Below are 15,647 nucleotides of genomic sequence, written 5' to 3'. Positions count from 1 at the left end.
AGCCAGTCTGTTCTTCCGGCTGGTCAACCGGCGCTACGAGCGGGCCAGTATCATCCTGACCTCCAACAAGAGCTTTACCGACTGGGGTGAGGTGTTCGGGGATCAGGTCATTGCCACCGCGATACTGGACCGGCTACTGCACCACTCGACGACCTTGAACATCAAAGGAGAAAGCTACCGGCTGAAGGACAAGCGAAAGGCCGGACTGATCGCGGCCAATACCGCGAAAGTGAATACCGACAACCCCAACCCAGAGGAGGAAACTGTTGCCATCAACTGACGCTGAAATCGTTAAAAACCGGACAATCTAAACCGGTAAAATGCGGACAAAGTGCGCCGGTGTTGACAGCAACTTTTGAATATACATAAGCCATCAATCCACTGGCCGTGATGACTCCGTACTCATTCGCCGCTTTGCCTCTTATCCCCTCGATGAAATGTCCCGTGAAAACTGAGTGTCCAGGCAAGGGCCCACCGAAGTCTGCAACGACCTCATTTGCTTTTCCTGCGGTAATTACCTGCCTCGAGAACCTCTGGTACATATCTCTTAGAAATCTACTACTCCCGGGCTTCAAGTTTCTGTGAACCGCTAGCCCTCCGTAGCACGCGTCCATTACGAACAAAATATGTTTAGCACGAACTAGTTCAGCATTTCGAGTAAGCTCATCCCACCGTATGAATGTAGAGAAATCCTCAAAATCAGCGTCATAAGGCACAAGATAACCTACCTCACCTCTGACCCCTGACCTGGTATGACCGTGCCCGGCAAAAAACACAAACAACCTGTCATCAACTTTGACGTCGTCGTTTGAAAACCTCAAAAATGATCTTAATATTCTCTCTCTCGTAGCTTCGCTATCAAGAAGATAAGTCACATTGCTTTCATCGAAACCCAGCTCATTTATTAATGTCTCACCTATCTCTTTTGCATCATTAACAGCATATCCAAGTGGCGCCACTCTCTGATAGCTATTTATTCCAATAACCAAGGCTCTGCTGGTTTCATATTTTTGCTGAAGAATGAACTTAAGATCACGCAATCTAAACGTTCCTTTTGGATGTTTTAACGCCCTAATCAGCCGACGCTTTAGCGGTCTGGACCCGCACCACTTTCAACGGCACCAACCTCTGATAAACCTAGCTCAGCAATAAGCACTTCGCGACATTTCACTACAGCTTCTAAACCAGAAGAGTATCCGCTTGCTGCTGATTCCAACACTCCGGGGTGGGGATGATCATTCAATAACGCCAGCTCCATGCTTGAAAGCATGCCGATGCTACTGGATAGGTCAGATAGCGCATTTCTTGCTACTGGCGTTAAGTACATGCCGTGTATCAATGCAACCTTATCTACTGCGACTCGGTAGTAGTGAAAATGTCGTTTTTCATCAAGGTCATCGACGTTGGACCAAACGTAATGTTCGTTTGGTGATCGTTCAGCAAGCTGCTTCCAACAATAAAGCGTGATTTCCACAAGCAACTCGTTGATCGCCGTTAAAGCCCCAAGGCACTTCTCCTGATAGGCACCTTTGAGAGCCGATTCAAGTTGGAGCTTAGACTTTAAGGTTTCTAGAGATTTGGCATAATCAGCTTTCACCGATTCAATCTTTTCTGTGATTTCTCGGATATCTTCTTTTGTGGCTAAATTTTTCCCCTTCTCTTTTGTGTAACTTGGGAAAAATTCTCGAAGAAAATAGCCAATAACCACTACTACAACCAGCGTAATGACTTGGATAATGAGTTCAAAAGATGGCACTAAATTCTCCACAGAATGCTAACATCTTTATATTGCGCATGCGTTATATCTTCCCCATATATCACTTTATGGAGGACATATAACCCCGTGATTTGCTATGCATTTCGTCTAGCTCTCCGCCAATCAAGTAGGATAAAGGCGCGCACCATTCTGGCGGCACGGTAAATACACTGCATAAATCGCTCAAAATTTGGTCAATACGGCTTAGGTTGGCCCTTTAGAGTTCACCCACCACCGCGTAGGCTTCGCCTTTTACCCTGAGGCATATGGCAATAAGCCTAGCACGGGTCATTCAGTGACGCACTGACCCATGACCCACTGCAGGGACTCAAAGAGCCCAGGAGCGCCTTTGGGACGCGCGCGGGCCATAACTGGCTATACCGGTTTGTTGAATGTGGCAATCGCCAAAATCGCGAGAATTTACAGATACGGCTGGGGACTTAAACGCCAATTTGATGAATAAATTTGGACTTAATATGGACTTAAATGGCAGGCACAAAAAAGCCCGCTACGTGAGCGGGCTTCTAAGCTGCTGATTTAACAGCGTTTTTTTGTGGAGCCTTGCAGCTTGTTCAGAATAATCACCTGGAAGCCACCGGAGGGGCGGGATGCACTCGGGCCATCCATGGCCCTCGCCCTGCGGGCAGCCTTCGGCTGTGCAAAATGGCTATCCTGCCATTTTGTGAACCGCGTCAGCGCTTCTCACCCAACCAAGCTCCACCAATTACCAACAAAAAAGCCCCGAGCTTTCGCCCAGGGCTTTTTTGTTGGTAATTGGTGGAGCCTAGCGGGATCGAACCGCTGACCTCAACACTGCCAGTGTTGCGCTCTCCCAGCTGAGCTAAGGCCCCACAATTGGGTGCGCTTCGTTAGAAGCGGGGCGCATTGTAGCACCCCGGAAAAGACTGTCAACACTAAATGGGCCAAAAATCCTAATTCTTTGATTCCTGGGCACTTTTTGTTCAGTGTCAGCCTTCCCTACCCGGCTTTTGTTACAGGGCCAGGTAGGCTTTTTCCAGCTTTTTGAGCTGCTTTTTGCCGATGCCGCCGAGTACTTCCAGGGCCTGGCGCAGGCGGGCGCGGCTCATGTCCGGGCCGAGCAGGACCATGGCATCCATGACGGAGAAGGAGGCGGTGGTGCCGGAAATGGCCACGAACAGCGGGGCCAGGAAGTCTTTGACCTTGGTGTCGGTGGCGTCGGCCAGGGCTTTGAGCTCCTGGAAGATGGCGTCCCGCTCCCAGGTGCGCAGGGCTTCCAGGCGCCACAGGGCGAACTGGAGGACGCGTTTCTGGTCGTCCAGCTCCATTTTGTTGCCGGTGAAGTGGGCTTCGGTGAGGCCCAGGTTGCCGGTGGCGAGGAAGCTGACCAGGGGGGCGAAATCCCCCATGGTTTCCATGCGGGACTGGGCGTGGGGCAGCACTTGCATCAGTTTGTCGCGGTTGAAGGCCCACTCCTGGAGGCGGTCGGCGAGCTGTTCGGTGCTGAGGTTCTCGCGAATCCACAGGCCGTTGAGCCAGGAGAGCTTTTCCACGTCGAAGATGGGGCCGCCGAGGGACACGCGGTTGATGTCGAAGTTGGCCTGCATTTCATCCAGAGTGAACTTCTCGCGCTCGTCCGGCATGGACCAGCCCATACGGCCCAGGTAGTTCAGCAGCGCCTCGGGCAGGAAGCCCGCCGCCTGGTAGTACAGGATGCTGGTGGGGTTTTTGCGCTTGCTCAGCTTGGATTTGTCCGGGTTGCGCAGCAGCGGCAAGTGGCAGAGTACCGGCGCTTCCCAGCCGAAGTATTCGTAGAGTTTGAGGTGCTTGGGCGCGGAGTTGATCCACTCCTCCCCGCGAATCACGTGGGTGATGCCCATCAGGTGGTCATCCACCACGTTCGCCAGGTGGTAGGTAGGCATGCCGTCGCCCTTGAGCAGCACTTGCATGTCCACCTGGGCCCAGTCGATGTCGATTTCGCCGCGCAGCATGTCTTTCACATTGCAGCTGCCCTCTTCCGGGACTTTCATGCGGATGACGTAGGGCTCGCCCGCTTCCAGGCGCTGTTTGACTTCCGCATCGCTCAGTTTGAGGCCGCGGCCGTCGTATTTGGGGGTTTCACCCCGGGCCTGTTGCTCGGCCCGCATTTCGTCGAGCTCCTCGGCGGTGGCGAAGCAGTAGAAGGCGTGGCCTTTTTCCACCAGTTCTTCGGCGTAGCCGCGGTAGATGTCCATTCGCTCGCTTTGGCGGTAGGGGCCGTGTTCGCCGCCGACGTCCGGGCCTTCGTCCCATTCGAGGCCGAGCCAGCGCAGGCTGTCCAGAATGGCCTTTTCCGATTCCGGGGTGCTGCGGGTCTGGTCGGTGTCTTCAATGCGCAGCAGGAACTGGCCGCCGTGTTGGCGCGCGAAGCAGAGGTTGAACAGGGCGATGTAGGCGGTGCCGACGTGGGGGTCGCCCGTCGGCGAGGGCGCAATGCGGGTGCGAACGGTCATAGTGTGAATTCCGTCGAGTCTGTCGGTTCGAGTGTATGGCGGGCGGAGTTACCCGGCTTGTCGGCTCGCTGGGCGCGTCACGTTGCACAAGGAAGCGACGAGCCGAGGGCGCCGAAAAAACGGCGCCCATTGTAACTCAACTGAGGGAAGGTATGGAGAACGGCTTACTGCGGATCGGGTTTGACGAACCGCAGGGTCATGCGGTCGCTCTCGCCGATTTCCATATACACGTCCCGATTTTCGTCGCCCAGGCGCAGGGTGGGCGGCAGGGTCCAGACGCCTTCCGGGTGGTCGTGAGTGTCACGGGGGTTGGCGTTGATGTTGCTGCGGTCTTCCAGCTCCAGGCCGGCTGCTTCCGCCAGATCAATCACCTCCTGCTCCGAGACGTAGCCGGAGCTGGCCGTCTCTTCCGCTGATGCGCCGTCTTCGGCACGGTGCTGAACCACACCCAGAACGCCACCGGGCTTGAGCACTTCGGCAAAGGCGGCAAACATGGCCGGCGCCTGACCGGCGTTGATCCAATTATGGGTGTTGCGGAAGGTCAGTACCATGTCGGCGGATTCCGGCTCACCGAGACTGGGGTCGGCCGGGTTGTAGAACATCAGTTCCGCGTCGCCATACACGGCTTCCTGCTCTTCGAACCGCGTTTGAATCTGTTCGGCCTGACGCACGATATAGGCGGGCATGTCCGCCAGTTCCGGGTTGGGTTGGGCCGCGATGTACTGCCCTTCATCCTTCACAAACGGCGCGATGATTTCCATGTACCAACCGCCGCCGGGATTGACTTCGATCACTGTGTCATCCCGCTCGAGGCCAAAGAAGAACAGGGTTTCTTCCGGGTTGCGATATTGGTCGCGAGCGCGGTTGGCGTCACTGCGGTGCGGGCTGGTCAGGATTTCCAGTACGGTATCGCCGGGCTCTTCCACGGCCTGAGCCTCTTGGGCCGGGGCCTCCGTCATGGCGGAGCTCTCCGCTGCGGGCTCCTGGGCGTTTTCGGTTTTGGAATCACAAGCGGCCAACGCCAATAGCGCTGATACCCCTATTACCGTGTTAAATACTTTCATGTGTTGCCTCCAATTTTTATAAAGTCGTTAAAGGAATGCGTACGTTAATTACTGCCAGCGGCCCAGCGCTTCGTGGTCTTTGGCTTTCGCCTCGACCCAGGTCGGGCCCTCTTCGGTTTGCTCTTGTTTCCAAAACGGCGCCCGGTTTTTCAGGTAGTCCATTATGAATTCAGCCGCCTGAAACGAGGCATCCCGGTGTGAGCTGGTCACGCCGACAAACACGATTTCCTCGCCCAGCGCCATCGGGCCCACCCGGTGGATGACACGTACGCGCTCCAGGGGCCAACGTTCACGCGCGTCACTGACAATCGCTTCCAGTGCCTTTTCGGTCATTCCCGGGTAGTGTTCCAGGCTCAGGCCGCTGACCCGCCGCCCGTCGTTGCGAGCCCTTACCCGGCCCACAAAAAACACCGCCGCGCCGGACTCGACATCACCCCCGGTCAGCTGCTTGTATTCGTGTGCGACATCAAAAGGCTCGCGCTGAACTGAGATCATGATCAGCCTCCTGTGACCGGTGGCATAAACGCGACTTCGTCGCCGTCCTTCACCACATGGTCAGACTTCACCAGCGCGTGGTTGACCGCAAACAGGACGCCGCTTTGGCTCAAGGGTTCACGCCAGTCAGGGTGCTCCGCCACCAGTCGCTCGCGGACCAGGGTCACGCTGTCCTGTTCGACGGATTCAATGGATATTGCGTCACAGCCGAGCTGATCCCGCAGGCGGGCAAAAAAGCGGACTTCTATCACGCGCTCTCCTCCCCTTTGAGTTCTCGAACATAGTGGCCCCGACGGCCACCGGACTTTTCCAACAGACGCAGGTTTTCGATGACCATGCCCATGTCTACCGCTTTACACATATCGTAAATGGTCAGCGCGGCGACACTCGCCGCCGTCAGGGCTTCCATTTCCACACCGGTCTGGCCGGTGAGTTTGCAGTACGTTTCAATGACCACGCCGGGCGGCTCGTCCTGAAACTCGAACTCCACACCCACTTTGCTCAACGCCAGCGGGTGGCAAAGCGGAATCAAAGCGCTGCATTGTTTGGCTGCCTGGATACCGGCAATACGGGCGACAGAAAGTACATCGCCTTTTTTCAGGCCGTTTTCCCGGATCAGTGCCAGGGTGGCCGGCTGCATTCGGATAAAGGCCCCGGCCCGCGCTTCCCTGACGGTGGCGTCTTTATCGGAGACGTCTACCATGCTGGCACGACCGCGTTCATCGGTGTGAGTCAAACTCATATCAAATCCGGACTGGTTTCAGGAAGGTATTGCGCATCATACTCCAAAAAAAGCGCCCGCCGGGGCGGGCAGGCGCTCTAGAGGTAAACGCTACCCACTATTGGCTAGCCAGGTTACGCAATACGTAGTGCAGGATGCCCCCGTTCTGGAAGTAGGCAAACTCGTTGGGCGTATCAATCCGCACTTTGGCGTTGAACGTTTTGGATTTGCCGTCCGAGCCTTTGGCCGTGACTTCGACCGTTTTGCTATCGGCATTGACCACGGGGATATCGAATTCCTCCTCGCCGGTAAGCCCCAAGGACTCCACCGAATCGCCCTCTTCAAACTGAAGCGGCAGAATACCCATGCCCACCAGGTTGGAGCGGTGAATCCGCTCGTAGCTCTCGGCAATCGCCGCGCGTACGCCCAGCAGCGCAGGCCCTTTGGCGGCCCAGTCCCGGGAGGAGCCGGAACCGTATTCCTTACCGGCCAGTACCACCAGCGGTGTGCCGTCTTCGCGATAGCGTTCGGCGGCATCGAAGATGCTGATGACTTCGTTTTTGGGCAGGTAGGTGGTCCAGCTGCCTTCGGTACCGGGGGCCATCTGGTTCTTGAGGCGCACGTTGGCAAAGGTGCCGCGCATCATCACTTCGTGGTTACCCCGGCGCGAGCCGTAGGAGTTAAAGTCGGTGGGCTTCACGCCCTGCTCCTGCAAGTAGCGGCCTGCGGGGCTGTCTGGCATGATCGCGCCAGCCGGGGAAATGTGGTCGGTGGTGATGCTGTCGCCCACTTTGACCAGGCAACGCGCGCCCTCGATCGGTTTGACCTCGGCCGGCTTGGCCTCCATGCCGTCAAAGAATGGCGGCTTGCGCACGTAGGTGGAGTCAGGCCAGTCGTAAAGCTGGCTTTCCTTCACCGGCAGGGCCTGCCAGCTCTCGTCACCGCTGAACACATCGGAGTATTTGTCGGCAAACATTTCCGGTTCCATAAAGGATTCGATGGCCTTCTGGATATCCTTGGTGGAGGGCCAGATATCTTTGAGGTAAACCGGTTTGTTGTCCGCATCGTAACCGAGCGGCTCGTTCTGAAGGTCGGCATCCATGGTGCCGGCCAGGGCGTAGGCCACCACCAGTGGCGGCGAGGCCAGGTAGTTGGCCCTCACATCGGGGTGAATCCGCCCTTCGAAGTTCCGGTTACCGGACAGCACCGAGGTAACGGTCAGGTCGCCCTTGTGAATGCCTTCGCTGATTTCTTCCGGCAGCGGCCCGGAGTTGCCAATACAGGTGGTGCAACCATAGCCCACCAGGTAGAAGCCGAGCCCTTCGAGCTCGTCCAGAAGGTCCGCCTTCTCGAGGTAGTCGGTCACGACCTTGGAGCCCGGCGCCAGGCTGGTTTTCACCCAGGGTTTGGTGCTCAGGCCGCGCTCGCGGGCGTTCTTGGCCAACAGGCCGGCGGCCATCAGCACGGCCGGGTTGGAGGTGTTGGTGCAACTGGTGATGGCTGCGATCACCACCGCGCCGTTTTTCAGCAGGAACTCTTCACCTTTATATTCAACCGGAACCGCACCCTGGTCGGCCAGCGGAACTCCGCCCACCGCCGCGGCGCCGCCCTCGGCGGCAAAGTCCTGCTCGGTGGAGGCAATGGTGTTTTCGTGATGGTGCCCGATCTCTTCCAGCACTTTGTGGAAGGCGGGCTTGGAATCTTTGAGCGAGATGCGGTCTTGCGGGCGTTTGGGGCCGGCAATGCAGGGCTCCACAGTGCTCAGGTCCAGCTCCAGAATATCGCTGTATTCTGCGTCCGGGCTGTCATCGTCGTGCCACAGCCCCATGGTTTTCATGTATTGCTCAACGAGCTCGACTTGTTCTTTGGAGCGGCCGGTGAACGTCAGATAGTCCAGCGTTTGCTGGTCGACAGGGAAAATACCGCAGGTCGCGCCGTACTCCGGCGCCATGTTGCCGATGGTGGCGCGGTCCGCCAGGGTCAGGTGTTTGAGGCCCGGGCCATAAAACTCGACGAACTTGCCAACAACGCCCAGTTTACGCAGCATCTGGGTCACGGTGAGTACCAGGTCCGTGGCGGTGGCGCCTTCGGGTAGCTTCCCGGTCATTTTGAAGCCAACCACCTGGGGAATCAGCATGGAAATGGGCTGACCCAGCATGGCCGCCTCGGCTTCGATACCGCCGACGCCCCAGCCCAGTACGCCCAGGCCGTTGATCATGGTGGTGTGGGAGTCAGTGCCCACCAAGGTGTCGGGATAGGCCTCCAGCTGGCCGTCTTTCTCGCGGGTGAAGACGCCACGGGCGAGATATTCCAGGTTGACCTGGTGGACAATACCGGTGCCCGGGGGTACCACTTTGAAGTTATCGAAGGCTTTTTGCCCCCAACGCAGGAACTGATAGCGCTCGCGATTACGCTTGATTTCCACTTCAGTGTTCTTCTTGAACGAGTCTTCCCCCCCGAAGTAGTCGACCATCACCGAGTGGTCGATCACCAGCTCCACCGGTGAGAGGGGGTTAATCTGCTCGGGTTTGCCGCCGAGGCTCTTGACCGCGTCCCGCATGGCCGCCAGATCGACAATGGCGGGCACGCCGGTGAAATCCTGCAGTACCACCCGGGCGGGGACAAACGCGATTTCCTGGGAGGGCTGGGCTTTCGGGTCCCAGCTTGCCAGGGCTTCGATATCGGCGTCGCTGACCAGGCCGGTATCCGAGTGCCTCAGCAGGTTTTCCAGCAGGATTCGCAATGAATAGGGAAGTTTCTGAACGTTGTAGCGCTTTTCGACTTCGCTAAAGGGAAAATAACGATAGTCTTTGCCCCCGACCTTGAGGGTGTCGGTGGTCCGGTAGGAATCAGCCATAACTGCCTCACGGGTTGCTTGAAGTTAATCCATCATCTCCTAAGAGATTAGGCCACATGGCCTTTCACCGCCAGTGGCCCACATACTTGGGCTTGCACTGGCAGCGCAAATGCGCTTCTTTTTAAGGATATGGGGCCTTATGCTGGTAATCCAAGCCCCGAGGCACCGGGCAAGCAAGAGACGCGAGCGATTCATTCACTGTTCCACCCGCAAACATTCACCGCTTGATCACAGGAGAAAGCGCATGAGCCAACCACCGATCTTTCGCCGCTGGCCCCCTCGCGAGCCCGGGATCATCCAGCTCTATTCCATGAATACGCCCAACGGCATCAAGGTGGCCCAGGCGCTGGAGGAGATGCATTTACCGTACGAACCCCACACGATCGACATCACCCAGGGGGACCAACACGAGCCCGAGTTTCTCTGGATCAACCCCAACGGCAAGATCCCCGCGCTCTACGACCCGGACGGCCCCGATGATCGCCCCATCAGTTTGATGGAGTCGGCGGCCATCCTGCTTTATCTCGCGGAGAAAACCGGTACCTTTGCCCCCATGGACCCGGATGGCAAAAGCGCCTGCCTGCAGTGGCTGTTTTTTCAGATGGGGCATATCGGCCCGATGTTCGGGCAATTCGGGCATTTCTACGTGTACGCTCGCGATAAATGTGATCACCCCTACCCGGTCAAACGCTACAGCGACGAAACCCGCCGGCTACTGGGCGTGCTGGAGCGGCACTTGACCGGCCGGGATTTCATGCTGGGGGAGAGCTTCAGCATCGCCGATATGGCGATTGCCCCATGGGTGGACTGCCTGGAGCGTTTCTATGACGCCCGGGAGACGCTGAAGTTGTGGGAGTTTCCGGCGGTGTACCAATGGCTGGAGCGCTGCACGGAGCGCCCCAGCTATGGCGTTGCTCTGGAGGTCTGCGACCCCAAAAAACGCTAGAACTTGTACACCAGGTTTACGTAGGTGGTGGTGTCGGTGTTTTCTTTCTCCGGCCCCACGTCACTATCGTGCTGGATGGTGTAGCCCACTTTCATCTGCATGGAGCCGTTGATGCGCAGCGCCAGGGAAGTGTCGGATACGGTACGGGTATTCTCCTCGCCGGACTCTGTGCTCAGCACCTGTTTGAAATCCGCCGTGGGCGAGACCTGCCAGTCGAACTGGGCGGCGGCACGCAGCAAGGCGCCGTCCTCTTCGATGACGCCGTCAACCGTATCTTCCTCGGCCCAGTAGTAACCGGGACCAATTTCCGCGTCGAGCTGCATGGTGTCGGTCTCAAACAGGCGGTTGCCGTAACCGAGGGCGAGCGTTGTATATTTCTGGTACGCGCCGAACTCGTCATCGGTGTGGGAGGCGAAAACGAACAGGTTGGCATTGTCGCGATTGATCTTGTAGGCGCTTTTGACGGAGCCGGAAAATTTTTCCGCCGTGGTTTCCGACGCGACCGACCCATCGGGCTGAGCCACTTCGTCCTCAGAGTACAGAATATTGAGGGTATACTGGTTCTTCCAGCGCTCCAGGTCCTGAGCCGCGTCCAACTTGCCGTTGAAGGTGGTGCTTTCGGTATTACCGGAGGTGGAGATGGCCCCTACTTCCGCCGAGGCTTTCCAGGTGCCCTTCTGTTCGTCTTGCGCCACAACACCGGGCGCAGCGCTCAATGCCACCAGAGAAGCGGCGATGGTCGTCAGTTTTGCCTTCATAACTCAATCCTTACTGCATCGACAAAAGCCGATAGTTTACACAACTGCCTTCGGTTTTTCGCCCCGCCGGATTTTTCGACGGCACTGAAAAAGTGTTACAATCACGCCCCTTAATGACTCGGTCCTTAGCCCCAAAAAGGCCCCAAGGCAAGCCCCAAGAGTTCAAACCAAGGCCCCTATGACGCCAAACCCCCGGTCCCATTCCGCCAACAACACCTTCAGCCGGCGCTTCTGCGCGGCCCCGATGATGGACTGGTCGGACCGTCACTGCAGGTTCTTCTGGCGCCTATTGAGCCGCAATACGTTGCTTTACACGGAAATGGTCACCACCGGCGCGCTGATCCACGGCGATCGGGCCCGGCACCTGGATTACAATGCCGCGGAGCATCCCCTGGCCCTGCAGCTCGGCGGCAGCAACCCCGCCGATTTGGCCGAGTGCGCGCGCATGGCGGAAGACTGGGGTTACGATGAGGTCAACCTGAACTGCGGCTGCCCCAGTGACCGGGTCCAGAACAACATGATCGGTGCCTGCCTGATGAACGAGCCCGCACTGGTGGCCGAGTGCATCGACGCCATGCAGCAGGCGGTCACCATTCCGGTGACGGTCAAGCACCGGATCGGCGTGGACGATATGGACGCCTACGAAGGGCTGTCACACTTTGTCGATACCATCGCTCAGACCGGTTGTCGCACTTTTATTGTGCACGCCCGCAAAGCCTGGCTTCAGGGCCTGAGCCCCAAAGAAAACCGCAATGTACCGCCGCTGGATTACGACCGGGTGAAGCTCCTCAAGCAGGAGCACCCGGACCTTGAAATCGTGATAAATGGTGGCATTAACACCCTGGAGCAGGCGCAGACGCTGCTGGAAGACCTGGACGGCGTCATGCTGGGGCGAGAAATCTACACCAACCCCTACCTGCTGGCGGACGTGGACCAGCGGCTGTTTGGTGAGGCCCGCCCGGTGGCATCCCGCGCCGAGATTCTGGACGCTTTCAGCGACTATATAGGAACTGAGCTGGCCCGGGGCGTGTCTCTGAAGTATATGACCCGACACATTCTGGGCCTGTATCAGGGTCAGCCCGGGGGACGTCAATTCCGCCGGGTGATCAGCGAAGAGGCCTACAGGCCCGGCGCCGGGCTGGAGGTGCTTGAACGCGCCAGAGCCCGGGTTGAGCATCAGCCCACTTCGATGGCGGGCTAGGCACAAGGCGTTAGCCGACGCCAAAGAAGCCCTGAAGGGCCCGTATCAGGAGAGCCAAAAGCAAAACTTCAAGCAGGAAGCGATTTGTAATACAATAGGGACAACGATAAATGCATTACTGGCCGCTACCCGCACTTTTGGACGGGTAAATGAGCGGCCATCCGACATTCACTCAACACGTTAATGATAGGACGGGATAACAGTGACTACGAAACTCGAACAGCTGAAGAAAATGACCGATGTGGTCGCCGATACCGGCGAGATCGAAGCCATCAAAAAGTACCAGCCTCAAGATGCGACCACCAACCCCTCTTTGCTGCTGAAAGCGGCACAGATTCCCGAGTATTCCGAGTTGGTAGACGCTTCCGTAGCGGCTGGTAAGAAAGAAGGCGGCGACAGTGCCCAGCAAATCAGCTACGCCGCCGACCATTTGGCCGTGGCCATTGGGAGCGAAGTACTGAAACTGATTCCGGGCAAGATCTCCACCGAAGTGGACGCCCGTTTGTCGTTCGACACCAAAGCCAGCATTGAGAAAGCGCACCACTTGATCGACCTGTACGAGAAAAACGGCGTTGACCGCTCCAAGGTCCTGATCAAGCTGGCCTCCACCTGGGAAGGCATCCGTGCCGCCGAGGTTCTGCAGAAAGAAGGCATCAACTGTAACCTGACGCTGTTGTTCAGCTTCACTCAGGCTGCGGCCTGTGCCGACGCTGGCGCTTACCTGATTTCTCCCTTCGTGGGCCGCATTCTGGACTGGTACAAGAAAGACACCGGTAAGAGCGAATACGCCTCCGAAGAAGATCCCGGCGTTCTGTCCGTGCGTCACATTTACAACTTCTTCAAGCAGCACAACTACGACACAGTGGTCATGGGCGCCAGCTTCCGCAACATGGGCGAAATCGAAGCTCTGGCCGGCTGCGACCGTCTGACCATCAGCCCGGCGCTGCTGGAAGAGTTGAGCAATGACACCGGCACTCTGGAGCGCAAGTTGAACCCAGAGAACACGGGCGAGAAGATTGCCAAGCCCCCAATCGATGAGTCCAGCTTCCGCTTTGCGCTGAACGAGAATGCCATGGCCACCGAGAAACTGGCCGAAGGCATCCGCAAGTTCGCCGAAGACCAGATCAAGCTGGAAGACCTGCTCAAGGCTCGTGCGTAAACGCTGTGCTGAGTAAAATCACACAGTTCATCGAGCAGCATCTGCAACCGGAGGAGAACGCTCAGACGTTATCCCCGGAGCAGAAGCAGTTGGCGGTGGCCGCCCTTCTCATTGAGGTGGGCACCGCCGACCGGCTGCTGGATGACACCGAGTTGCAGACTCTGCGAGCCATCCTCCAGCGCAAGTTCAACCTCGCGCCCGAGAGGCTCGACGAGCTGAGCGAACTCGCCAAATCCGAACAGGACGAGGCGATTTCGCTGCACCAGTTCACGACCCAGATCAACGAGGCCTGCAGTCAGGACGAGAAGTACGACCTGATCAAAGCCATGTGGGAAGTCGCTTACGCCGACAACGAGCTGGATAAATACGAGGAGGCGCTGATCCGCCAAGTGGCGGAACTGATCCACGTTTCCCACTCCATGTTTATCCACGCCCGCAATACGGTGCGCGACGCACAGGGCTAACGCCCGAAGCGGTTGCGCAGAGCGCATAAAAAAGGCGAGCCACCTGCGTGGCTCGCCTTTTTTTATGCAGGGTGGAGCTCGACCAAGCCCCACCCTACCCTTTCTTTTCTTTATACCGTCGGTTCATCCGGCTCGGGCATCGGCTGGTTGCGACGATCACCAAGCTCTTTCTCAATCTGATTTTCCACCGACTTGTTGATGCGATAGAAAAACAACAGGCCGCAGGCAATCAGGAACGGAATGGAGGCATAAAGACTCATCATCAGGCGGATACCCAGAATGGATTCATCACTCTGCTCCGCTTGACCGGCCTCGTAGCCATAAGCCGCCAGAATAGCCACGACCAGCGTCCCCCCGAGAGTAAGCCCCCCTTTCAGCCCGAGAATCATGGCCGAGAAAATGATGCCGGTGGCCCGGCGGTGATTGCGCCACTCGGAATAATCGGCCACATCGGCGGTCATGGCCCACAACAAGGGGATAGTGATGCCGTAGAAAAACCCGTGCAGGATCTGGGCAACAAACATCACGCCGATGGCATCGCGGGGAATCGCCATAAAGGCCAGCAATGGCAGGGTCGAGAGGAACAGGCCGATACCGTAAACGTTACGCTTCCCAAAGCGGTCGGCCAGCGGCCGGGCGAACCCGATACCCACAATCATCAGGATAATGCCCGCACCATTAAACAGGCCAAAGGCGGAGGCATCCGGGGCTTCGGGCCATTTGAAGTTTGGCCAGACCTCCTGAATACCGGCAATCATTCCGGTAAAACCAATATCGCTCAGGAACTCCGCCAGGGCGGCCTGCCCGGCGTAGTATTTGAAGTAGTACACATAGGTACCGCCCTTGAGCGCCAGGTTGGTAAAGACCAGCACCGTCACAAACAGAAGGATGATCCAGGGAAGGTTCTTCATCAGATCGCCCGCATCCTGGGCAATCGAGCTGGTCTCGTTCGGTTTCTCGATCACCCGCTCGCGGGTGGTGAAGAAAGTGATCAGGAAAAAAATCACACCCACGATGGCAAAGATCATCATGATCTTCTCGAAACCGACCGCTTCATTGCCATCGCCCAGAATCAGAACGACCGGCCGCAACAGTACCTGAACGACAAACTGCGCCACCATGACCGCCACAAAGCGGTAGGCGGAGAGACTGTTACGCTGGGACATATTGCCCGTGAGCACACCACTGAGCGAGGAGTACGGCAGGTTGTTGGCGGTGTAGAGAGTCACCAATGCCAGATAGGTCGCAAAGGCGTAGACCACCTTCATCTCGTAGCTCACATCCGGCGTGGTAAACGTCAACAACACCATCACGCCGAAAGGAACGGACGTCCACAGAATCCACGGACGGTAGCGCCCCCAACGAGTGCGGGTTCGATCCGCAATCACACCCATGACCGGGGCGAACAACACACCGCCGATAATGCCACAGGTGGCGATAACCCACTGGGCCGTGCTCGCCTCCAACTTGTACACATCCGTGTAGTAGTAGGCAATAAAGGTGACCATTGTCTGAAATACGAGGTTAGCCGCCAGGTCACCCAGGCTATAGCCGACCTTCTCTTTGACCGTGAGAATCTGTGATTGATTATTCATAATGCTCGAGTCTTATTGTAAGTCGTTAACAACAGAGGTGGCTTTGCGGCCCACCCCTCGCGCCACTGCTAGAGGCCAAAGTGTAGCGCATCTGGCCCCGGGGGTACCGGACCCAGGCGGTCGGCACCTCATATATAGTTAAGATTACTATAAGCTTGGC

The 15,647-nt window shown here is 57.3% G+C and carries 15 protein-coding genes and 1 tRNA gene; 5 read left to right on the top strand and 11 right to left on the bottom strand.

From position 1 onward, the window contains the following. The coding region (locus G547_RS21395) for an ATP-binding protein (protein ID WP_245573480.1) at positions 1-280 on the top strand (280 nt) is incomplete at its 5' end. Here the strand turns inward: G547_RS21395 and G547_RS21390 are convergent. The 9 genes from G547_RS21390 to acnA all read right to left on the bottom strand — a co-directional run bounded on the left by G547_RS21390 (position 273) and on the right by acnA (position 9,364). After that, positions 273-1,040: a caspase family protein gene (locus G547_RS21390; RefSeq protein WP_051235419.1), complete on the bottom strand. Its 768-nt coding sequence runs from the start codon at positions 1,038-1,040 to the stop codon at positions 273-275. The two genes, G547_RS21395 and G547_RS21390, sit on opposite strands and share 8 nt — an antisense overlap. A 47-nt stretch (positions 1,041-1,087) precedes the next feature. Beyond that, the gene (locus G547_RS22770; protein ID WP_027330236.1) at positions 1,088-1,756 is read right to left on the bottom strand and encodes a hypothetical protein; all 669 of its coding nucleotides are present in this window, start codon (positions 1,754-1,756) and stop codon (positions 1,088-1,090) included. 775 nt (positions 1,757-2,531) lie between these two features. Next, a tRNA-Ala gene (locus G547_RS0112985) sits at positions 2,532-2,607 on the bottom strand. Positions 2,608-2,748: 141 nt separating this feature from the next. Continuing rightward, positions 2,749-4,227 (bottom strand): glutamate--tRNA ligase, encoded by a 1,479-nt coding sequence (gltX, locus tag G547_RS0112980; RefSeq protein ID WP_027330235.1) that lies wholly within the window; start codon positions 4,225-4,227, stop codon positions 2,749-2,751. Positions 4,228-4,391: 164 nt separating this feature from the next. After that, the gene (locus tag G547_RS0112975; protein ID WP_157209875.1) at positions 4,392-5,291 is read right to left on the bottom strand and encodes a class I SAM-dependent methyltransferase; all 900 of its coding nucleotides are present in this window, start codon (positions 5,289-5,291) and stop codon (positions 4,392-4,394) included. Positions 5,292-5,339: 48 nt separating this feature from the next. Then, positions 5,340-5,786, bottom strand: coding sequence for a molybdopterin synthase catalytic subunit MoaE (gene moaE / locus G547_RS0112970; RefSeq protein WP_027330233.1), 447 nt, complete (start codon positions 5,784-5,786; stop codon positions 5,340-5,342). A gap of 2 nt (positions 5,787-5,788) precedes the next feature. Further along, complete coding sequence (locus G547_RS0112965) at positions 5,789-6,037, bottom strand: MoaD/ThiS family protein (RefSeq protein WP_027330232.1); 249 nt, start codon at positions 6,035-6,037, stop codon at positions 5,789-5,791. Then, positions 6,034-6,528 carry a cyclic pyranopterin monophosphate synthase MoaC gene (gene moaC, locus G547_RS0112960; protein WP_027330231.1) on the bottom strand — a complete coding sequence of 165 codons (495 nt, stop codon included), beginning with the start codon at positions 6,526-6,528 and terminating at the stop codon, positions 6,034-6,036. Before moaC ends, G547_RS0112965 begins: the two co-directional genes overlap by 4 nt. A gap of 97 nt (positions 6,529-6,625) precedes the next feature. Further along, the gene (gene acnA / locus G547_RS0112955; RefSeq protein ID WP_027330230.1) at positions 6,626-9,364 is read right to left on the bottom strand and encodes an aconitate hydratase AcnA; all 2,739 of its coding nucleotides are present in this window, start codon (positions 9,362-9,364) and stop codon (positions 6,626-6,628) included. A gap of 244 nt (positions 9,365-9,608) precedes the next feature. Between acnA and G547_RS0112950 the strand changes: the two genes are divergently transcribed. Further along, the gene (locus tag G547_RS0112950) at positions 9,609-10,310 is read left to right on the top strand and encodes a glutathione S-transferase N-terminal domain-containing protein (RefSeq protein ID WP_027330229.1); all 702 of its coding nucleotides are present in this window, start codon (positions 9,609-9,611) and stop codon (positions 10,308-10,310) included. Here the strand turns inward: G547_RS0112950 and G547_RS0112945 are convergent. Further along, on the bottom strand, positions 10,307-11,068 hold the full coding sequence (locus tag G547_RS0112945; RefSeq protein WP_027330228.1) for a DUF481 domain-containing protein: 762 nt from the start codon (positions 11,066-11,068) through the stop codon (positions 10,307-10,309). The two genes, G547_RS0112950 and G547_RS0112945, sit on opposite strands and share 4 nt — an antisense overlap. Before the next feature lie 178 nt (positions 11,069-11,246). On the opposite strand from G547_RS0112945, the gene dusA reads away from it, so the two are divergent. From dusA to G547_RS0112930, 3 genes are all read left to right on the top strand, one after another. Further along, positions 11,247-12,269 carry a tRNA dihydrouridine(20/20a) synthase DusA gene (dusA, locus tag G547_RS0112940; RefSeq protein WP_027330227.1) on the top strand — a complete coding sequence of 341 codons (1,023 nt, stop codon included), beginning with the start codon at positions 11,247-11,249 and terminating at the stop codon, positions 12,267-12,269. 202 nt (positions 12,270-12,471) lie between these two features. Then, a complete protein-coding gene (gene tal / locus G547_RS0112935) occupies positions 12,472-13,428 on the top strand; it encodes a transaldolase (protein WP_027330226.1) in 957 nt (318 codons plus the stop codon). Positions 13,429-13,433: 5 nt separating this feature from the next. Then, positions 13,434-13,892 carry a tellurite resistance TerB family protein gene (locus G547_RS0112930; protein WP_027330225.1) on the top strand — a complete coding sequence of 153 codons (459 nt, stop codon included), beginning with the start codon at positions 13,434-13,436 and terminating at the stop codon, positions 13,890-13,892. Positions 13,893-14,002: 110 nt separating this feature from the next. On the opposite strand, the gene G547_RS21380 is transcribed toward G547_RS0112930, so the two are convergent. Then, positions 14,003-15,487, bottom strand: coding sequence for an MFS transporter (locus G547_RS21380; protein WP_036188517.1), 1,485 nt, complete (start codon positions 15,485-15,487; stop codon positions 14,003-14,005). Positions 15,488-15,647: the final 160 nt, after the last annotated feature.

It is taken from the genome of Marinimicrobium agarilyticum DSM 16975 (genome assembly GCF_000423345.1).
Classification (GTDB): Bacteria; Pseudomonadota; Gammaproteobacteria; order Pseudomonadales; family Cellvibrionaceae; genus Marinimicrobium; species Marinimicrobium agarilyticum.
Note: the sequence above shows the minus strand (reverse complement) of the source record. Positions and strands in the feature narration are given on the sequence as shown.